This is a genomic window from Sorangium sp. So ce302 (genome assembly GCF_051530145.1).
Lineage (GTDB): Bacteria > Myxococcota_A > Polyangia > Polyangiales > Polyangiaceae > Sorangium > Sorangium cellulosum_B.
In genome coordinates this window covers 6084000-6101638 of sequence record NZ_CP150326.1, presented here as the reverse complement: position 1 = coordinate 6101638, position 17639 = coordinate 6084000, and the positions used below count along the sequence as shown (strand labels likewise).

The window sequence follows — 17639 nt, the reverse complement described above, 5'->3', positions numbered from 1 at the left end:
CGGCGACGAGCTTGCTGATCAAGCCGCGGAGGAGCTGCTGCTGGAGCAGCAGGGGTGGTGAGGAGCTGCTCGAATCCGTGCAGCGGCGCAACAAAAGAAGGCAGCTCCAGCGGCCCCAGGAGCACGCTCCACGGCGGAAGACAGGCGATCCGCGCGCGGCACCTGGATTGCTCTCACGGCCATGCCCGGACAAGCCGCCTCCTGTCCTGTCGATCCAGGAACTCCCGCCACAACCTCCCTCTTTGCCGCGCGAGCACGTTATGCAAGCCGCTCCAGGTTGAGCCCGATACGCGGCTCTCCGCTTCATGGCGCTCTTCCTTCCTTCCCGCGCGCGATAGCGGCAACCGGCCTGCCTCGCGGCGGCGCGCGCGGGCGGGATGGCGGAACGCGCACAGGCCGCCTAGCGAGGCACCTCGCCGCGGATCACCTGCCGCACGGTCAGGACGGCGACGCGGCCCGCGTCGCGCTCCTCCGCGAGCCAGTCCAGGAGGGTGGAGAAGTCCTGTCTGGAGATGCTGTACTTGCCGCAGGCGTCACAGACGTGGTGGAAGATGAGCTGGATCCATCCGCCGTCCCGCTGCGCGCGGCGGATGAGAGCCTGGATCGTGGGGACGCCCTGGCTGCGGGTGAGGGAGCCGGGCGCGCGGGTGGCGGTGGGGTCGCGCGGAGGGATGGACTCCGTCCATGGGCACGAGATGCATGAGGCGAACGCGAGCCCTCCCGCGCGCCTGCCGCTGTCGTAACCGCAGGAGCGCACCAGCTCGACGCTGACACTGTCGTGAGCGCCCCAGGGATAGGCGAAGTCACTCACGGCAAAGCCCAGCGCGAGGAGGGCGCGGCGATCATCGCAGATCTGCCGGCGCTGCTCGCTGGCGCTGAGCCCGGGCAGCCGCACGTGATTGACGGTGTGGCCGCCGACCTCATGGCCGTCGGACGCGAGCGCGCGGAGCTCTGCGACCGTCAGGTAGCCGGGGCGGTCGAGTGCACCGCTGTTCACGAAGAACGTGGCATGCATCCCGTGCTCGGCGAGGATGGAGCGCACGGAGAGCTGATCCGCCAGCGTGTCGTCGAATTCGATGGACACGACAAGGGCGCCCGGGTGACGCCGCGTCACGTGGACCGGGGAGAGGAGGACGGCGGCGAGGCACGCCACGACGAACGCCAGCGCCGCCTGCTGTCGGCGCGTCGCGGGGCGCCGCGCACAGCCGCTCTCCGTGGGCACGATCTCCACGGAACACGTCGCCGTATCATCGACCGTGCCCGGGCCTCCGGCGCCCTTCCGGGGAGACCAGCGCGCTCTGCGCCTTCCAGGAACGCCTGGAGATGCTCCCGGGACCGCGAGCGGCGGCGAGCGGCGGCGGCGTCGAGGCATAGGCCAGTATGCCCATGCCTCGAGCCAGCGACCTCGGATATGACAGCCACGTGCATCGGGTGATGTGACGACGGACGGCGAGCCGGGAAGACGAGGGGCGGCGCTGTCTCGCGCTTCCGAGGACGTGGCCCGAGCACCGGATGGCGGTCTTGAACCCACCGGACAGAGGTGCTGACCAATGACGTACGGACGAACGAGTTTACCGAAGCTGATTCTGGTCCTGGGAGCGCTCGGCATCTCCCTCTGGGGCTGCGGTGGTGACAGCGATGGGACCACCAGCGCCGGCGGCGACGGCGGCGGCCCCGCCGCCGGCGCCAGCACGAGCAGCACCTCGGGCAGCGGCAGCGGGAGCGTGTCGGCGAGCACGACGGGCTCGGCCAGCGGCAGCAGCACCGGCAGCGATGGCGCCAGCACGAGCGGCGCGGGTGGCGACGCCAGCGCGAGCGGCGCGGGTGGCGGCGCCAGCACGAGCGGCGCTGGGGGCGGCGCCAGCACGAGCGGCGCTGGGGGCGGCGCCAGCACGAGCGGCGCTGGGGGCGGCGAGCCCATCACCTGCCCGTCGCCCGCGCTGAGGGCCGGCGACACGAACAAGACGATCACGATCGGCTCCTCGAACCGCAGCTATGTCTTGCATGTCCCCGCGGCGTACGACGGCAGCAAGCCGGTGCCTCTCGTGGTGGACCTCCACCCCCTCGGCGGCTCTGGCCCGTCGGAGCGATCGGGCTCGCCGTATCCGGCGCAGACCGACCCGGAGGGGGTCATCATGGCCTTCCCGTCAGGGCTGGCCGGCCCGTCGGGCGGCGCCTGGAACGTGGGGCCCTGCTGCGTGAAGAACACCGACGACGTGGCGTTCGTCAAGGCGATGGTGGCCGAGATCCAGGAGACCGCCTGCATCGACCCGAAGCGCATCTACGCGGTCGGCTTCTCGATGGGAGGCGGCATGTCCCACTACCTCGCTTGCCACGCGGCCGACGTGTTTGCCGCCGTGGCGCCCGCCGCCTTCGATCTCCTGCAGGAGAACGTCGGCGATTGCAACCCAGCGCGCCCCATCACCGTGATCTCGTTCCGCAGCACCTCGGATCCGATCGTGCCTTACGCCGGTGGACACTCCGCGGTGGTGAGTGGCATGCCCATCACGTTCCTCGGGGCGAAATCGACCCTCGAGAAGTGGGGCGAGATCAACGGGTGCACGGGCTCGCCATCGGCCGAAGACAGCAAGGGCTGCTCGACCTTCTCGAACTGCGAGGGCGGCGTCGAAGTGGCCCTCTGCACGAAGCAGGGAGGGAGTCACGAGCCCGGCAACGCCGCGGTCGGCTGGCCCGTCCTGAAGCGGCACACCCTGCCGTGACCGCCTCCTGACGCGCGCTCCGCGTGCTCGACGCGGCGCGTCCCCCCATTCCCGTGCACGGCGTCCCTCGATCGTCGCCGTCCTGCCCACACCCGCCTCCACGTTCGAGCGACTCCGCTGACATCGAGATACGACCCGCTGTGGGATGCAATGACGCCACGCATCCACAGCGCGGTCTGCGGGCCTGCAGCGCCATCAGAAGAATCTGCTGCTGGTGTGTGAATACCGCGTGATCGTAGCTGCGGCGTGACACGCGAACTCGCGCGCTGGTGGCCGACGCCTTGATCGTTCGACGTGGCGAGTGATACTTTGGGAGCCTGCCTCCCGAGCGGCTTCGTCGTCCAGCGGGAGGCTTCAACGAGCTTCCCATGAAGGTCAGCGGAACCACAATTCTGACGCGGAAAACCTTGGTGAGCCGGAGATTCGGCTCGGAAGCGTGGCGCGGCCTCTTTCGAGACATGGCGCTGAGCCACCCGTGGTTCAGGCAGCCGATCACGGCCAGCAGCCTGGTTCCGCTGCCCGAGTTCCTCACGTTCCACGACGAGCTCGTTCGGCGCTTTTATCCGGACCGCAAGGACGCCCTCTTCGAGCTCGGGGCCGAGTCGGCGCGCTGGGCGCTCGTCGATGGCCCGCTGAAGCGCTTCGTCCGAGATCCGGGGATGTCCTCGCTGGTCACGGCCATTCCCACCCTCTGGCATCGTTATTTTTCCGAGACCGACAGCCGCTCCGAAGCGGCGCTGCGGGACGCCGGCGTCGAATTTCGAGTTCACGACCTCCCGGCCTGGCACCCGTATTTCGAGCACTTCGTGATCGGGTACACGAAGGAGATGCTGGAGCTCTATTGCGCCAACCCGATCTGGACCCATCGCCTCGCCGGGGGGCGCGGGACGACGTACAACTATCTGCTCGCCACCGATCCCGTTCCGAGCGCTCCTCCGAGCGGAGAGCGCGGAAGCGGCGGGCGCGCTCGGCTCGTCCGGTCACGAAGGGCGCTCACGGCGCGCGAGCTGGAGGTGCTGCGGCTCGTCGGGGTCGGCAAGACCAACCGCGAGATCGCGGTCGTCCTTCACATCTCCCAGAAGACCGTGCAGCATCACATCGCCCACGCCTACGACAAGCTCGGCATCTATAGCCGCGCCGGCGCGACGCTGTGGCTGGGCGAGCGGGGGCTCCTGGGCTGAGGGGCGACGCGAGCGCGCGCCGCTGGCCGGCCCGCAGAGCGACGAGCGCTCGCCGGGAGAGCACGAGCCTCACGGTCGCCTGGCATACGGCGGCGCGACGGTCACATCGGCGATGGACGCGCTCTCCGTCAGCACTGGATTGGCTCGTGGCTCGCCTCGCCGTCGGTGATCGTGAGAGGGCCGCGCGGGCCACGCTGCGGGGGCCGGTTGTGCAGGCCCTCGCTCACGTTGCGCAGCTTTCGCCCGATCCGGGCGGTTCTGACGCCGCAGCCGGGCGCGCACGCCGTGGAAACCGCGCCGCGCTTCGCGTGGCCTGACTCCTGCCAAGGAGACCGTGCCCCCGCGGCGCTGCGACCGTCGGATCGAGGTCTCATCGCACGTAGGTCGCGTCGAGTTGACTCTCATGCTCGCCGACCGATCGGCAGGGGGATGACATGGATCACGCGCCGCGCTCGCGCCCGGCGCAAGGTGCCCTTTCTCGCCAGGAGAGGGGCTCACGCACGGTCATCGCTTTGCCGGGAGCGGCGAGGCGACATTGGAGGAAACATCATGAATGTTCAGGCTTGGTTCAAGGGCAGTCGCATGGCATCCGTCGTCTGGCTCGCGCTCGCCATGGCCCCGCTCGCCGCGGGCTGTCAGGTGGAGGCGGCCGACGATGCGCCCGAATCGATCGTCTCCGAGTCGAGTGAGGTGAGGGGAGGCGGCGGGCACGAGGGCCTCGTCTGCGGCGGCCTCGCCGGGATCGCGTGCGAGCGCGGCTTCTTCTGTGACTACGACATCAAGGCGCAGTGCGGCGCGGCCGATCAGACGGGCGTCTGCGCGCCCATCCCGCAGGCGTGCACCCAGCAGTACGATCCCGTTTGCGGCTGCGACGGCAGGACGTACAGCAATGCATGCGCCGCGAACGCGGCGGGCGTGTCGGTCGCGTCGCGCGGCAAGTGCGGCGCGCCCTCGTGAGCGCGCGCCGCGGGGGGCCCGCTGCCCCGCGTCCCCCCGCGGCGTCGACTCGATAGCTCTCGCCGCCCTCCCGCGTCGATGTCGACCTGCCTTGCTCTCCTCGGGGAGCGGAGAGGCATGCGCGGTCGTCGCGGGAGGGCGCGCGGCGCGCCTGCGCCGCCCTCCTTCCATGTGGAGATCTCCACTGCCTTCTGATCTCCACGGCCTCATGAATGGAAAATTCTTCTGTGATTGATGTGGAAAATTCCACCGCACCCCGGCCCTGCGCCTAGGGCCGATCTGGCCGATGACGGCACGCCGCACGCTTCTGGCGCGTGGTTTCGTCACGCAATCGATGCATGATTGACATAAGATTGCCCCGAAACGCGAGCTGAGGAGCGATCGATGAACTTAAGAATTCTGCGTTGCCTGTTGCCTTTCGCCACGCTGGCGGCCGCGCCTCTCGTGGGCTGCGGCTCGTCCGACGACCCCGGCGCGACCGGGGCGGGCCCCGGCGCGAGCAGCAGCACCGGAGGGCAGGGCGCGGGCGGCGACGGCGCAGGCGGCGACGGCGCAGGCGGCGACGGCGAGGCGGGCGGCGTCCCCACGGAGCCACCGGATTACGCCGCCGCGTTCCCGCAGGACCGGGTTCCCCGCGTCGACATCACCATCACGCCCGAGCAGTGGCAGCAGATGATGGACGACATGACGGACATGGCCGGCGAGTTCGGCTCGCAGGCCGGTCCATTCGCGCCGCCTCCGGAGTGGGTCGCGGCCTGCGATGCTCTCGTGGCCGGCGACGCCTGCACCATCGACCTCTTCGGGACCGACGCCGCGGGGACGTGCACGGAGCTCCCCGGCGGCCTGACCTGCCAGCCGAACCCGCAGGACCCCGACGAATTCACGCCGCCGCAGGACTGGATCGACGCCTGCGAGGGGCTCGCGGCGGACGCCGACTGCACGATCGACATCTTCGGAACCGAGACCGAGGGGACGTGCACCGACGTCGAGGGCGAGCTGGCCTGCATGCCGCCCGGCCCTGGGGGCGGCGATCCGGGGCTCATCAGCAGCGTCGAGCTGCTCCCGCGCACGCCTGTCTACGTCGAGTGCGACGTCGCCACCGAGGATCGGCAGTGGAAGCACGTCGGCATCCGCTTCAAGGGCAACTCGAGCCTGCTCTTGCCCTGGAACGCGGGCAACTGGAAGCTGCCGCTGCGCCTCAACTTCGACCGATACGAGGACGAGTATCCCGAGACCAAGAATCAGCGCTTCTACGGGTTCGACTCGATGTCGTTCGCGAGCGGGTACCTGGATCCCTCGCTCCTGCGCGAGAAGATCGGCACCGACATCTTCGCCAAGGCGGGGATCCCCGCGCCCGCGACCGCGTTCTACCGGGTCTTCATCGATCACGGGGAAGGGCCCGTCTATTTCGGGCTGTACACCGGCATCGAGCTCCCGTCGGACGAGTCGTTCCTCGACACCCATTTCGGCGGCCACAAGGGCAACCTTTACAAGCCCGATGGCACGGGCGCGCGGTGGGAGAGGTGGGACCCCGACACCATCGTCAAGGAGAACAACGAGGACGACACCGATCTCTCGGACGCGCGGGCGCTGTTCGACGCGCTGCACGCCGACAGGACCGACGCCGCCGCCTGGCGCGCGGGGCTCGAGGCGCGCCTCGACGTCGACGGCTTCCTGCACTGGTTCGCGCTGAACGCGGTGGTCGAGGACTGGGACGTGTACGGCCGCCTGCCGCACAACTACTATCTCTACGCGGACCCGAACAAGGGCGGGCAGTTCACGTGGATCCCCTGGGATCACACCTTCGCTTTCTCGGACGCCGACGCGGGCGTGAACATCGGGCTGACGGCGCTGCCCCTCTCGATGGCCGACGTGACCGAGCAATGGCCGCTCGTCCGGTTCCTGCTCGACGATCCGGTCTATCTCGAGGTCTACCGCGGCTACGTGGCGCAGGCCGCCGCCAAGGAGTACGAGGCGGCCGCTTCCGAGGCGTGGTTCAAGGCGGCGCACGACCTGATCGCGCCGTACGTCGTCGGGCCGGAGGGCGAGATCGAGGGGCACACGCACCTCACGACGCCCGAGGACTTCGACAACGGACTCGCCACGCTGATCGCCCACGCCAAGGGACGGACAGCGGAGGTGGCCCTCTACCTCGAGCAGTGAGGGTTGTGTCGTCTCCGCACAGGACGAAAGCGTCCTGTGCCACAGTGGGCCAACCCTGTCCCTGCGATCGCGGGCGCTGCGCCGGTGGGGGTCACCTCCGCGAGAGCGGCCATCTCCGCGGGGGTCGATGAGGCGGGGGCCCTTGGCACAAGCGCTGCTGTGCCGGGGCCCATGCGCTATCACCAAATTTCTTCAATCCTCATCCCTCTGTCCGTGCTCCTCGCGGGCTGCTCCTCGGACCCGGGGCCGGAGCCGTTTCCGTCTGGGTGCAGCGATCCGGATACGCCGGGGTGCGTCGTCTCCTCCGAGAAGCAGCGGATCCTCGCCCCCTCGGTGTCCGACGCAGATCACGAGGCGCTCGCCGACGGCAACACGGCGTTCGCGCTCGATCTCTACGCGAGGCTCGGCAGCGGGCCGGGGCGCAACGTCTTCTACTCGCCGTACAGCGTGTCGAGCGCGCTGGCGATGACGTACGCGGGCGCGCGCACGGAGACGGCGGCGGAGATGGCGAGCGCGCTGCATTTCACGCTGCCCCAGGAGCGGCTGCACCCGGCGTTCAACGCGCTGGATCTGGCGCTCGAGAGCCGCGGCGAGGTCGCCGACGGGCAGGACGGCGAGGGCTTCCGGCTCAACATCGCCAACGCGCTCTGGGGGCAAGCCGGCCATCCGTTCCTGCCCTCGTTCCTCGACGTGCTTGCGGAGAACTACGGGGCCGGGATCAACCTTGTCGACTTCGCCCGGTCGAACGAGGCCCGGGAGATGATCAACGGATGGGTGGCCGAGCGCACCTGGGGCCGGATCAAGGACCTCGTGCCGGAAGGCGCCGTCAGCGCCTCGACCCAGCTCGTGCTGACGAACACCATCTATTTCAACGCGGCGTGGAAGTTCCCCTTCAAGGAGGGCGCGACGGACATCGCCGACTTCACGCTGGTGGACGGCTCCCCGATCTCCGTGTCGATGATGACCGGCACGGCCGAGGTCCGTTATGGCGAGGGCGACGGCTACGCGGCGGTTGAGATGCCCTATGACGGCGACGAGCTGTCGATGGTGCTCGTGCTGCCGTCCGACATCGAGGCATTCGATGAGGGTCTCGACAGCGCGCGCCTCGATGGCGTCCTGGGCTCGCTGGAGCCCCGGAATGTGACGATCGAGCTGCCGATATTCAGGGTGGAGTCGACGTTCGACTTGATCCCGCCCCTCAAGGACATGGGGATGACCGCCGCCTTCGGCGACGCGGACTTCTCGGGGATCGACGGGCAGGGGGGCCTGTTCATCTCCGGCGTCGTCCACAAGGCGTTCGTCTCCGTGGACGAGGTGGGCACGGAGGCCGCCGCGGCGACGGCGGTGATCCTCGACGAGAGCGGGCCGCCCGAGCCCGCGGCCATCCGCTTCGATCGCCCGTTCTTCTTCTTCATCCGGGACAACGCGACGAGCGCGATCCTGTTCGTGGGCCGCGTGGCCGACCCGTCGGCGTAGCGCCGCGAGGCCGTGCGTCCGGCGCGCGGGCGCGGCTCAGCCGGCGGTCGCCTCGCGCAGCGGGGCGCCCGCCTCCGCGCCGCGCCCGTCGAGCCTCCGGAACTCCCGGCCGACCAGGGGGATCACGAGCACGAAGATCGCGATGTCGATCGCGGCGTTCGCCCAGAACACCCCGCTCACCCCGGCGATCTTGGGCAAGAGCCACATCAGGGGGAGATAGAACACCAGCTGCCTCAGCAGGGCGAGCGCGCTCGCGAGCTTCGCCCGCTCCACGGAGGGGAAGAACGCCAGCGCCATGAAGACCCACGGCATGACGGGCAGGGCGAGGACGGAGATCCGGAAGTCGAGCAGCTGCTGCGCGGCGAAGTCGAACCCCGGCAGCATGGAGCCGAGGACGGCCTCCGGGGCCAGCATCATCGAGAACCAGAACGGCAGGAGCAGCACGAGCCCGGCGATCGAGAACTGGCTGAAGGCCTGCTTCACCCTGCCGTAGCGCCCCGCCCCGTAGCTGATCCCCTCCACGGGCTGCAGGGCCCGCATCAGGCCGAACAGCGGCGTCATCAGGAACAGGGAGATGCGGTTGCAGGCGGCGAAGAAGGCGACGTCGTGCTCCGTGCCATGGGTCGACACCGCCCCGTAGACCACGAGGTTCTGGACGACGCCCATGATGCACACGATCATCGCCGGCATGCCCAGAGAGACGATCTGCCGCCGGATCGACGGGTCGATGCGGATCGTGCGCCAGGCGGTGTCGAACGAGGCGCGGCCCCTCGCGTAGTACAGGAGCCCGATGGCCGAGTAGACGAGCATGGCCGCGTTGGTGGCCCAGGCCGCGCCCTGCACGCCCCAGCCGAACGTGTGGATGAACAGCGGCTTCAAGGCGACGTCCACCCCCAGTCCGAGGGAGATCATCCAGGCCGCCGTCTTCATCTTGCCTTCGCCGCGAACGGTCATGTTCACCGCGAGGCCGTGCACCCAGAACAGCGCGCCGAGGGCCGTCGCCTGGAAGTACGCGGTGCCGTGCGCGAGGATCTCCCCGCTGCCGCCCATCGCGCGCACGAGCGGCTCTGCAAACCAATAAGCGAGCACGGTGTACGGCAAGCTGACGAGGAGCGACAGACCGTTCACGCTCCCCAGGAGGCCGTGGAGCTTGCCCCGGTCGTCCGCGCCCAGGTAGATGCTCAGCGCCGTGCCGGCGCCGGTCCCGATCAGGCTGCCCAGCCCCAGCGTGATCTGCGACAGGGGATAGGCGATCCCCACGCCGGCCAGGGCGCTCTCGTTCATCAGCTGGCCCACGAACACGGCGTCCAGGAACGAGTTGAGCCCGTACAGGACCATGGCCAGCACGGCCGGCCACGAGAGCCGCCACATCACGGCCTTCAGGTCGCCTTCGAGGATGAACTGCTTGTGGGCGTCTCTATCGCTCATGGCACAGTCGGCGCCTGGTCGGAAAGAACGAGCCACGCCTCGGCTGTCGTCGATTCCGGCGTCGAGGCGTCATCTCGAAGGGCTGCGCGGCTTTCGCCGACGCGCCGGCCGCCGTGAGGCCGCCCCGAGGCGCTTTTGGATCGCCGCCTGCGTCTCGCGAGGCAGCGTCGCGATGTACTCCGCGGACAACGCGCGGAGCATCGCGTCCGGCAGGGCGAGCACCGCCTGCGCCTCGGTGAGCCCGGCGAGCCGCTGCTCGGGGGCGAGCCCGGCGAGCCGCTGCTCGGGGGCGAGCCCGGCAAGCCGCTGCTCGGGGGCGAGCCCGGCGAGCCGCTGCTCGGGGGCGAGCCCGGCGAGCCGCTGCTCGGGGGCGAGCCCAGCGAGCCGCTGCTCGGGGGCGAGCCCGGCGAGCCGCTGCTCGGGGGCGAGCCCAGCGAGCCGCTGCTCGGGGGCGAGCCCGGCGAGCCGCTGCTTGGGCGGCACCCGCGCGACGAGGCGCGTGAGCACCTTCTCGAAGCTCTCGACCACCCGCTTTTCGTCCTTCATGTGCCGCTTCCTCTGCCCCGGGAGCGGACGTCGAAGCTGCTCGACATGCTCCAGGAGCGCCCAGAACACCGCGATCTCCGCCGGGGAGAGCGCCGGGATCCCGCCGGGGTCGGCGACCATCCCAGGCGTCACAGTGTATAGCAGATGGTCGCCCTCGCGAGCGTTCGCCGGCACCGTCTCCACCACCCGCAGCGGAAAGACGCAGAGCCGACCCTCGTGCGTGCCCGGTCCCGTGGGCGTGAGCGCGCAGTCGAGCGATCTCAGCGCCTCGACGAAGCGCGGGGTCAGGCGGGGCGCGAGCACGCGGAGGGCGACGGAGGCGGGGTCCTCAATCTCTGCAACGACGAGGTACTGCAGCGCGTAAGCGAGGAGCATGCGGGCGTCGTCGCGTTCGAGTTCGTCGGTCGGCCCCTTGAAATGCACGAGGGTGTGCTCCGCCAGCTCGCCCACGACGCTGGTGAGAAGGCTCGGCCTGGGCGGAGCGCCGCGCCGCCGGCGCCGAAGGATGACGAGGTCGACGCGGAGCGGCTCGCGCGCGAGCTGAAACTCGGAGATGCACTGATACCAGCCCGCGGGCAGGACGTGCTCGAGGAGCGCGACGAGCACCGGGTGCCATGCCGTGTACACGCGGACGCGACGGCGCCCCTGCGGGGAGCGCGTCCCGCTCTTCGTCGTCGTGCGCGCGGCCTTCGGCATGAGGAGCAGCGCTACCACGACCGACGCCGACAGGCGAGCTCGTGGTGTGAAGCGGTGACGCTGGCGGCGCAGCGCGGTGCCCCGCCATTCATGGCCACCAGCACGATTACGTGACGCCCGGAGTCGTCGTTCCAGTGAATGCATCCCAGGCCCGAATGTAAGCGCGCGCATCGGGTCCCAGATGAGAGACGACGCGCGCAACGGCGGCAGGGGCAGCAACGCTGCGGGCGCAGATGGCCTCCAGGAGCCCCGTCGCGACCGCATCTGCCTCTGGGCCACTTCCTGACAGCGAACGCTCCACGAGCCGCGAAACCTCATCAAGCGTGGTGTCATCGAGGTCGGACTCAAGCTGGACAAGCGCACGACCGATGTGGCCGAAGACGACCGTCGCGGGCGCCGAATCGGGCTCCCAGTCGGCGACGACCTCAGACACCGCTTTCCGCAGGTTCGGGTGGCAGGCGGCAAAATCCTGGTACGGGTTGAACGAGTCTGCCATCAACGTTCCCTTCCTGGGAGAGGGCTCCCCCTCGACGTTCAGGCGGTACGGGGCCGGGGAGAGCCTCGGTGACGAGGTCGTTGAGATTCCGATGGAGATGTGTGCGGTGGGTCTTGGGCCGTGGAGAGACATGAGCCCGTCGCCCAATGAAATGGCGTTCAGGGTGGCCCCGTCCAGCACCGTCGCCGCTGGGCTGTCGAGTGCGCCGCCCGCGCGCCGCGCCCCAGCCCCATGAGCTGCCCCCATGTGGACGATACTACAGGGCGATGCGACTTCTGTAAGGGCGATCTTCGTGTCGGCCGGGCGCAGCCGAGGCCGGTCCGACTGGCGCCGAGGCGGCCTATAGCGGCTGCGTACGACGGTCTGATCGACGCTGGCGCGCAGGAGCAAAACATTGGCTTCTGGAAGGAAGCGCGCCAGCGCCGATCTCCGCATCTTCTCCCCCGTCTCCGGGGCAGGACGCCCCGCGATGCCATCGAGAGAGGAACCCCCCATGTCGAAGCTCATCCGCGCCGCCGCTTTCGCCTCGTTCACCGCCCTCGCCGCCTGCGCCTCGGAGGCCGCGGGCCCGGGCGCGCCCGCGGAGGGCCCCACCGGCGCGCCGGCCGCGCGGCTCGCCGCGTTCACGTCGGACGCCGCCGGCTTCGATACGCGCTCGTATTACTACGACACCGGGCGCGAGGTCGTCGTGTTCGACGCCCAGTTCACCGGAGCGCACGCCCGGAGCGCCATCGAGCAGATCCGCCGGGAGACGCAGAGCCCGATCACGTACGTCGTGGTGACGCACCCGAATCCGGACAAGTTCAACGGCACCTCCGAGTTCCAGAAGATCGGCGCGAAGGTCGTCGCGAGCCGCGCCACCGCGGGCGCGATCGACGAGGTCCACGCCTATAAAAAGGCGTACTTCATCGGCGCAGGCATGTTCACCGAGGAGACGTACCCGCCGAAGGCCGTCGTCGACGTGACGTTCGAGGGCACGACCTCGCTCCCGCTGCAGGCCGGCGCGGTCGAGCTGCGCGAGCTCGAGCACGCCGGCATCTCGACGACGCAGACCGTCGCGATCGTCCCCTCGGCCAGGGCGCTCGTCGTCGGCGATCTCGTGCACCACAAGGCGCACGCGTGGCTCGAGGGCGGCATCCGCAACGGCAAGCCGTCGCCGGACCTCGCCTCGTGGCGCGCGGCGCTCGACGAGCTGCTGGAGTTCGACGGGCTAACGGTTTACGGCGGCCGGGGGCAGACCGCCCCGGTGCGCGCCGCGGTGGATGAGCAGAAGGCGTACCTCACCGGGATGGAGTCCCTCGTCGAGCGCTACGTTGCCTCGCTCGGCGCGAAGAAGAGCGAGCTCTCGGGGGCCGAGGCGTCGAGCCACCACAAGAAGATTGCGGCCCTCGCGAGCGCCGAGTTCCCTGACTACGATCTCGCCTACATGATCGAGTACGGCGTCTACGGGCTGGTGAACGCGATCGCGAGCAAGTGAGGGCCTCGGCGCGGCCGCCCCGGCGCGCTGCTCGCTCGCGCGCGCCGCGCCGCTTCACCCCGTGGGCGCTTCGTTCGCCTGTGCGCGGGCCCGGAAATCTTTCGGCCGCTCGCCCGTGAAGGCGGCGAACGCGCGGGTGAACGCCCCCAGGCTGTCGAACCCGACCGCGATCGCGACGTCGGTCACGCGGGCGCCGCTCACGGCCAGCAGATCCATCGCGCGCAGCATCCGGGCGGTGCTCAGGTACTCGGTCCACGTCGTCCGCGCCTCCTCGACGAACCGCCGCGACAGCGTGCGCGTCGAGGTGCGCGCCGCGCGCGCCGCGTCGTCGAGGGTCGGGCGCTCGCCGAGGTGCTCGCGCGCGAACCGCATCGCCCGAGCGAGCTCGGGCGAGCGGGCGACCGGCAGCTTGAACGGGAGCGGCTCGGCGACCCACTCCCGGCACAGCGCGCCGAGCGTCTTGAAGAAGAGCGAGGCGGTCGCGTCGCGCCCGCCGTGGTCTGGCCCCCAGCGCATCGCGTGGAGGACCATCTCTCGCGCGAGCGGCGTCACCGCGAAGACGCGGCAGTCGACGCGCTCCTCGCCTGGCGGGTCGCCGGAAGCCAGCGGCACCTGGGTGAGCCGCGGCGACAGGTACACCGTCCGCAGCGCTACCGGCCCCGCGGCGTGCGCGCGGTGCATGACGTGGGCCGCGATGAACGCCGCGCGCTGCGGCGGCAGGATCCAGTGGGCGCTGCCGACCTCGAGGTGCAGGACACCCGCGCTCGCGTAGAGCAGCTGGTGCTTGCGGTGCGCGTGCACGTCGCCGCTGAACGGCAGCACATCGTCGGCGAGGCCGAACGCGGGCAGGTCGACCGCATCGACGTCGACCTGCGCGCGCGACGCTTCCGGCGCAGGCGAGCCGGCGAGGAGCGGGGCGGACGCCTTCAAGACGCTCCCGGCCGGAGGGGGCGTCGCGCTCACCCGGCGCGCGGCCAGCCCCTCGGCACGGCGGGTCGCACTCCTCGGTCCCATGCTCGCCGAGATGATAGGGCGAAATTCGCCGCGAGGACGCTCGACGAGGCGGTCGCCCCACAGAGCGGGATGGTTCGGCGGGCGGGTGCTGCGCCGGGAGGGACAGGCGGGGTGTGTGTACGTCCGGATGTTCCCGCTCCGCGCGCTTCGAGGGTAGGATGGCGGAATGACGCGTGTGATCGTCGCCGGCGCTGTGGCGTGGACCGACGTGGGCGCGATCCGGCGCGAGCTGGCGAAGCTTCCGGCGGGGGCGACCGTGATCCACGGCGACTCGCCGGGCGCGGACGCACTCGCCGGGCGCGTCGCAGCCGAGCTCGGTCTCGCCGTGGAGCCGATGGCGAAGAACAAGGCGGACTATGCCAAGTACAAGCGTGGTGCCTGGAAGGGGCTCAACGAGCGGATGCTGGCGAGCGGGGTAGCGCGGGTGCTGGTGTTTCATCCGGCGTTCGAAAAGAGCCGCGGGTCGGGACACCTCGCCGGGCTGGCGAAGGCCGCTGGTGTCGAGGTGAGCGTGTTCGTGGAGTGAGGGGCACGGAAGGCGCGCATGGCACGAGCGCAACTGACGCGAGGTTATGGGACATGACGGCAGCTTGGCGCCAGCACCCGAGGCTCGAGGGCCGCTTCCACGTCGACCACCCGGACGACCTGCAAGTCCTGGTTCACGACGGTGGGCCGCGGCTCACCGATCGCCGTCCGGAGCTCGTCTGGGTGCGCGTCACCGCATGCCACGGCGATGTCTTCACCGCCCGGGTCCTGAACCAACCGCACCAGTTGAAGACCGTCAGCGAAGGCGCAGAGGTTCGGTTCATCGCGCCGACCGGCGGCGAGAACCTGCTGCAGGTCCGCGAGCAGTACCTGCGAGAGCGCGCAGACTGGACCATTGGCCCGTGTAGCAAGTGCGGCCTGGACGAGCTGTTCGACGCGCCTTCCCAGCTGATCTCGAAAGTCTTCCCGAATATTCCTGCTGGCGCAACCATGGACGCGTTCAGCGCCTTCTGCGGTGCCTGTGGCGGTGTCCAGGTGGTCCAGCACAAGGACTTCAGAGAGGACGAGGGGCCGGGCGAGCAAACGGAACAGCCGTCTCCGGGCAAAAAGTGGTGGCAATTCTGGAAGTGAACCATTGGATGAATGGCCATCGCGAGAGGTCATCCAGACGCGTGAAGGGCAAGATGTCTCATGTTTCCCGCCTCCCGCGATGACGCCAGATCGCTGCTCGCTACCCTGGGCGCTCCGCCTCACTTGCTGCGGCACGTCGAGCTCGTCGGGGAAGCGGCCGATCTGCTCATCGTCCTCTTCCGCGAGCAGGGCATTCCGATTGACGAGGATTTGGTCCGGGTTGGCGTGGTGCTCCATGACGCCGGCAAGATCGAGCACCCTCGAGAGCTCACGGGGCCGGGCAGCGAGCACGAACCCGCAGGCGAGCGAATGCTCCTCGCGGCTTCGGTCACGCCGGCGCTCGCGAGAGTGTGCTTGTCGCACGCGCGTTGGCAGCAGATGGCATGTACACTGGAGGAGCTCATCATCGCCCTGGCCGACAAGCTCTGGAAGGGAGTGCGCGTGCCGGACCTGGAGGAGCGAGTGCTTCTGGAAGCCGCGGCGCGCGGCGGCCGTGACCGCTGGGGCCTGTTCATCCCCTTCGACTCTTGCTTCGAGAGGATCGCTGAACGAGGGCACGTGCGACTGGAACGTAGCCGACACACGCGCTAACTCCAGGATAGATCCGCCGGCGCCTCTCGCCGCGGCTCAGCCAAGCGTTCGGAGGGCACCGCGACCTGGGGAGACCATGACGGCAGACATCAGAGATGCCGCTGGCGATTCAGGAGGAAGAAGGATGACGTCATGATCACATTTGCTGTCTCGGACGTAAAGCGTTGCGAAAGCGGACGACCCTCCATCACGCTCGAAGAGTCGCTTCAGGTCCGGTCGGAGCGGGGTTTCGAAGCCGCCGCGTGCAACCTGCCCGGTCTGATTCAGTCGAGAGCTCACGGGTTCGTCGAGGCAGTTTACCTGGCCTTCTATTGGCACTACCCGCTCGCCTTGTCGCCGGACGATGTCTGGCTCTGTCTCGCGCAGGGATTCGCGACGCATGTCAAGCTCCACGCCGAGGCGCTGCGCCGCCGGTTCGTGAGCCACGACGACAGGCTCACCATCTCCGTACGTCGCGACGATTTCGTCAAGGGCTCTCCCTCGAATGACTGGCCGGCAATGTTCTCCGAGCTGTCTGGTCGCATCGGGGAGCATGTCGGCAAGAAGAGGGATCTCGTCGTGGCGGACTTCTCGACGACCGGTGCCATCGAACGAGCCGCGTCCGAGGTCGTGCTCTTCGACGCCATGCAGCGGTATTTCGATTACTTGCTCGTCTCGCTCAGCGGCATCCCAGAGATCACGCTCCTCGGGACGGTGGACGACTGGCTGTCGATCCGGAGAAGAGCCGACATGTTCAGCGAGTTCGATCTGACCGGCTGGACGGCGACGCTGTTGCCCGTGCTGGACCGGATCGTGCGGACCGCGCGCGGCGACGTGGATCGCGCCTTCTGGCAGTCCTTCTACAAGCAAAAAAACCAGTCTGGTGGACCCTATGTGAACGGTTGGATCAACGTTCTCTTCCCCTATGTTGAGGGGCAGGGTGCTGTGACAAGTAGGCGCGAACCGTCTCCGAACCTGTATGCCATGCGCTGGGAAGAAGGTCTGAGCGCCGAGTTCGGCGGTGGCCCGGCCATGCACGACTTTCCGAAGGGGCTTTCTTCCGCCCCTTTCACGTGGGAATACCTGGGAGCCAAGGTTCCCATGGTCTTCATGGGCGGCTTCACGGGCGTCTCGCAGGACGCGACCACGGGGGCCGTCAGGCCGGCGATCGGCTGGGCGATCGGCGAGCGTTGACGATGGGTGATGGCCTGGCACCATGAGCATCTACGTCACACGCTGGATCCTGCGGTTCCCTCGCCACGGTGACGTTCATGCCGGATGCGGTTGGATCGATGTTTATGGGCAAGCCGTTCCTGAGCATTGCGGCCCTGTCGCTCCGGGCGGCGCCGACCCGTACGATTTTCTGCCCGAGTTCGCATCCAGCGTACACAGCGGTATCCGCGCGCTCGTCGTCGTCCGTCAGGACTCCCCGAAAGACGGCCAGCGCTACCGCGACCCTCTGCTCGTCCTGTCCGCACGGGAGTACCTCTCGACGTCCTTCGACGTGCTGCATGAGCGCATCTGCGATGCTCTTCGGGGACATCGGCCGCGGTGGGTAGCCGAGAGCATCCTCCATGACGGCACGGTGCGTGTCACGTTCGAAGACGGATCGACAATGCTTGCGCCGGGAGAACCGGCGGAATGACTTCGTTCGTTGACCGCCCAACTCGTGGGCGGGCCGTTTGCCCTCATCACGTGCAAGATTGCGACGCCGCGCAAGGCGTGCGTGGTTCGCTGACGCGATCGGCGGGACGACGCGGAGCGCGCCGCTGGCCGTGCACTCGTCAGCGGATCCGGTG

Annotated in this window: 16 protein-coding genes; 11 read left to right on the top strand and 5 right to left on the bottom strand. The window is 69.2% G+C overall.

The window, feature by feature from the left end; all coding sequences use genetic code 11:
* Positions 1-400: 400 nt before the first annotated feature.
* Entirely contained in the window at positions 401-1231 is an 831-nt protein-coding gene (locus WME73_RS23075; RefSeq protein ID WP_437917073.1) for a polysaccharide deacetylase family protein, read from the bottom strand.
* Between the two features lie 493 nt (positions 1232-1724).
* Between WME73_RS23075 and WME73_RS23070 the strand changes: the two genes are divergently transcribed.
* The 5 genes from WME73_RS23070 (at position 1725) to WME73_RS23050 (ending at position 8497) form a co-directional block, all read left to right on the top strand.
* A complete protein-coding gene (locus WME73_RS23070; RefSeq protein ID WP_437917072.1) occupies positions 1725-2720 on the top strand; it encodes an alpha/beta hydrolase family esterase in 996 nt (331 codons plus the stop codon).
* Positions 2721-3130: 410 nt separating this feature from the next.
* Entirely contained in the window at positions 3131-3901 is a 771-nt protein-coding gene (locus WME73_RS23065) for a response regulator transcription factor (protein ID WP_437747535.1), read from the top strand.
* A 549-nt stretch (positions 3902-4450) separates the two neighbouring features.
* On the top strand, positions 4451-4858 hold the full coding sequence (locus tag WME73_RS23060; RefSeq protein ID WP_437917071.1) for a Kazal-type serine protease inhibitor family protein: 408 nt from the start codon (positions 4451-4453) through the stop codon (positions 4856-4858).
* 384 nt (positions 4859-5242) lie between these two features.
* Positions 5243-7021, top strand: a complete 1779-nt coding sequence (locus tag WME73_RS23055; RefSeq protein ID WP_437917070.1) for a CotH kinase family protein — start codon at positions 5243-5245, stop codon at positions 7019-7021.
* 171 nt (positions 7022-7192) lie between these two features.
* Positions 7193-8497, top strand: coding sequence for a serpin family protein (locus tag WME73_RS23050; RefSeq protein ID WP_437917069.1), 1305 nt, complete (start codon positions 7193-7195; stop codon positions 8495-8497).
* Positions 8498-8533: 36 nt separating this feature from the next.
* Here WME73_RS23050 and WME73_RS23045 read toward each other — a convergent pair whose 3' ends face one another.
* From WME73_RS23045 to WME73_RS23035, 3 genes are all read right to left on the bottom strand, one after another.
* Complete coding sequence (locus WME73_RS23045) at positions 8534-9925, bottom strand: MATE family efflux transporter (protein WP_437917068.1); 1392 nt, start codon at positions 9923-9925, stop codon at positions 8534-8536.
* A gap of 69 nt (positions 9926-9994) precedes the next feature.
* Positions 9995-11167, bottom strand: a complete 1173-nt coding sequence (locus WME73_RS23040) for a hypothetical protein (RefSeq protein ID WP_437917067.1) — start codon at positions 11165-11167, stop codon at positions 9995-9997.
* A gap of 106 nt (positions 11168-11273) precedes the next feature.
* Positions 11274-11663: a hypothetical protein gene (locus tag WME73_RS23035; protein WP_437747529.1), complete on the bottom strand. Its 390-nt coding sequence runs from the start codon at positions 11661-11663 to the stop codon at positions 11274-11276.
* Positions 11664-12156: 493 nt separating this feature from the next.
* On the opposite strand from WME73_RS23035, the gene WME73_RS23030 reads away from it, so the two are divergent.
* A complete protein-coding gene (locus WME73_RS23030; protein WP_437917066.1) occupies positions 12157-13140 on the top strand; it encodes an MBL fold metallo-hydrolase in 984 nt (327 codons plus the stop codon).
* A gap of 54 nt (positions 13141-13194) precedes the next feature.
* On the opposite strand, the gene WME73_RS23025 is transcribed toward WME73_RS23030, so the two are convergent.
* Entirely contained in the window at positions 13195-14154 is a 960-nt protein-coding gene (locus WME73_RS23025; RefSeq protein WP_437917065.1) for a helix-turn-helix domain-containing protein, read from the bottom strand.
* A gap of 166 nt (positions 14155-14320) precedes the next feature.
* Between WME73_RS23025 and WME73_RS23020 the strand changes: the two genes are divergently transcribed.
* The 5 genes from WME73_RS23020 to WME73_RS23000 all read left to right on the top strand — a co-directional run bounded on the left by WME73_RS23020 (position 14321) and on the right by WME73_RS23000 (position 17485).
* Positions 14321-14680, top strand: coding sequence for an SLOG family protein (locus WME73_RS23020; protein ID WP_437917064.1), 360 nt, complete (start codon positions 14321-14323; stop codon positions 14678-14680).
* Positions 14681-14733: 53 nt separating this feature from the next.
* Positions 14734-15270, top strand: coding sequence for a hypothetical protein (locus tag WME73_RS23015; protein WP_437917063.1), 537 nt, complete (start codon positions 14734-14736; stop codon positions 15268-15270).
* Between the two features lie 60 nt (positions 15271-15330).
* Positions 15331-15861, top strand: coding sequence for an HD domain-containing protein (locus tag WME73_RS23010; RefSeq protein WP_437917062.1), 531 nt, complete (start codon positions 15331-15333; stop codon positions 15859-15861).
* A 132-nt stretch (positions 15862-15993) separates the two neighbouring features.
* Positions 15994-17034, top strand: a complete 1041-nt coding sequence (locus WME73_RS23005; protein WP_437747523.1) for a DUF4419 domain-containing protein — start codon at positions 15994-15996, stop codon at positions 17032-17034.
* Between the two features lie 22 nt (positions 17035-17056).
* Positions 17057-17485: a hypothetical protein gene (locus WME73_RS23000; protein ID WP_437747522.1), complete on the top strand. Its 429-nt coding sequence runs from the start codon at positions 17057-17059 to the stop codon at positions 17483-17485.
* Positions 17486-17639: the final 154 nt, after the last annotated feature.

Coding starts and splice junctions, on each gene's coding strand:
- WME73_RS23035 (WP_437747529.1), bottom strand. CDS start 11,663: ATGGCAGACTCGTTCAACCCGTACCAGGATTTTGCCGCCTGCCACCCG.
- WME73_RS23010 (WP_437917062.1), top strand. CDS start 15,331: ATGTTTCCCGCCTCCCGCGATGACGCCAGATCGCTGCTCGCTACCCTG.
- WME73_RS23060 (WP_437917071.1), top strand. CDS start 4,451: ATGAATGTTCAGGCTTGGTTCAAGGGCAGTCGCATGGCATCCGTCGTC.
- WME73_RS23025 (WP_437917065.1), bottom strand. CDS start 14,154: ATGGGACCGAGGAGTGCGACCCGCCGTGCCGAGGGGCTGGCCGCGCGC.
- WME73_RS23030 (WP_437917066.1), top strand. CDS start 12,157: ATGTCGAAGCTCATCCGCGCCGCCGCTTTCGCCTCGTTCACCGCCCTC.
- WME73_RS23055 (WP_437917070.1), top strand. CDS start 5,243: ATGAACTTAAGAATTCTGCGTTGCCTGTTGCCTTTCGCCACGCTGGCG.
- WME73_RS23050 (WP_437917069.1), top strand. CDS start 7,193: ATGCGCTATCACCAAATTTCTTCAATCCTCATCCCTCTGTCCGTGCTC.
- WME73_RS23000 (WP_437747522.1), top strand. CDS start 17,057: ATGAGCATCTACGTCACACGCTGGATCCTGCGGTTCCCTCGCCACGGT.
- WME73_RS23020 (WP_437917064.1), top strand. CDS start 14,321: ATGACGCGTGTGATCGTCGCCGGCGCTGTGGCGTGGACCGACGTGGGC.
- WME73_RS23045 (WP_437917068.1), bottom strand. CDS start 9,925: ATGAGCGATAGAGACGCCCACAAGCAGTTCATCCTCGAAGGCGACCTG.
- WME73_RS23040 (WP_437917067.1), bottom strand. CDS start 11,167: ATGCCGAAGGCCGCGCGCACGACGACGAAGAGCGGGACGCGCTCCCCG.
- WME73_RS23015 (WP_437917063.1), top strand. CDS start 14,734: ATGACGGCAGCTTGGCGCCAGCACCCGAGGCTCGAGGGCCGCTTCCAC.
- WME73_RS23005 (WP_437747523.1), top strand. CDS start 15,994: ATGATCACATTTGCTGTCTCGGACGTAAAGCGTTGCGAAAGCGGACGA.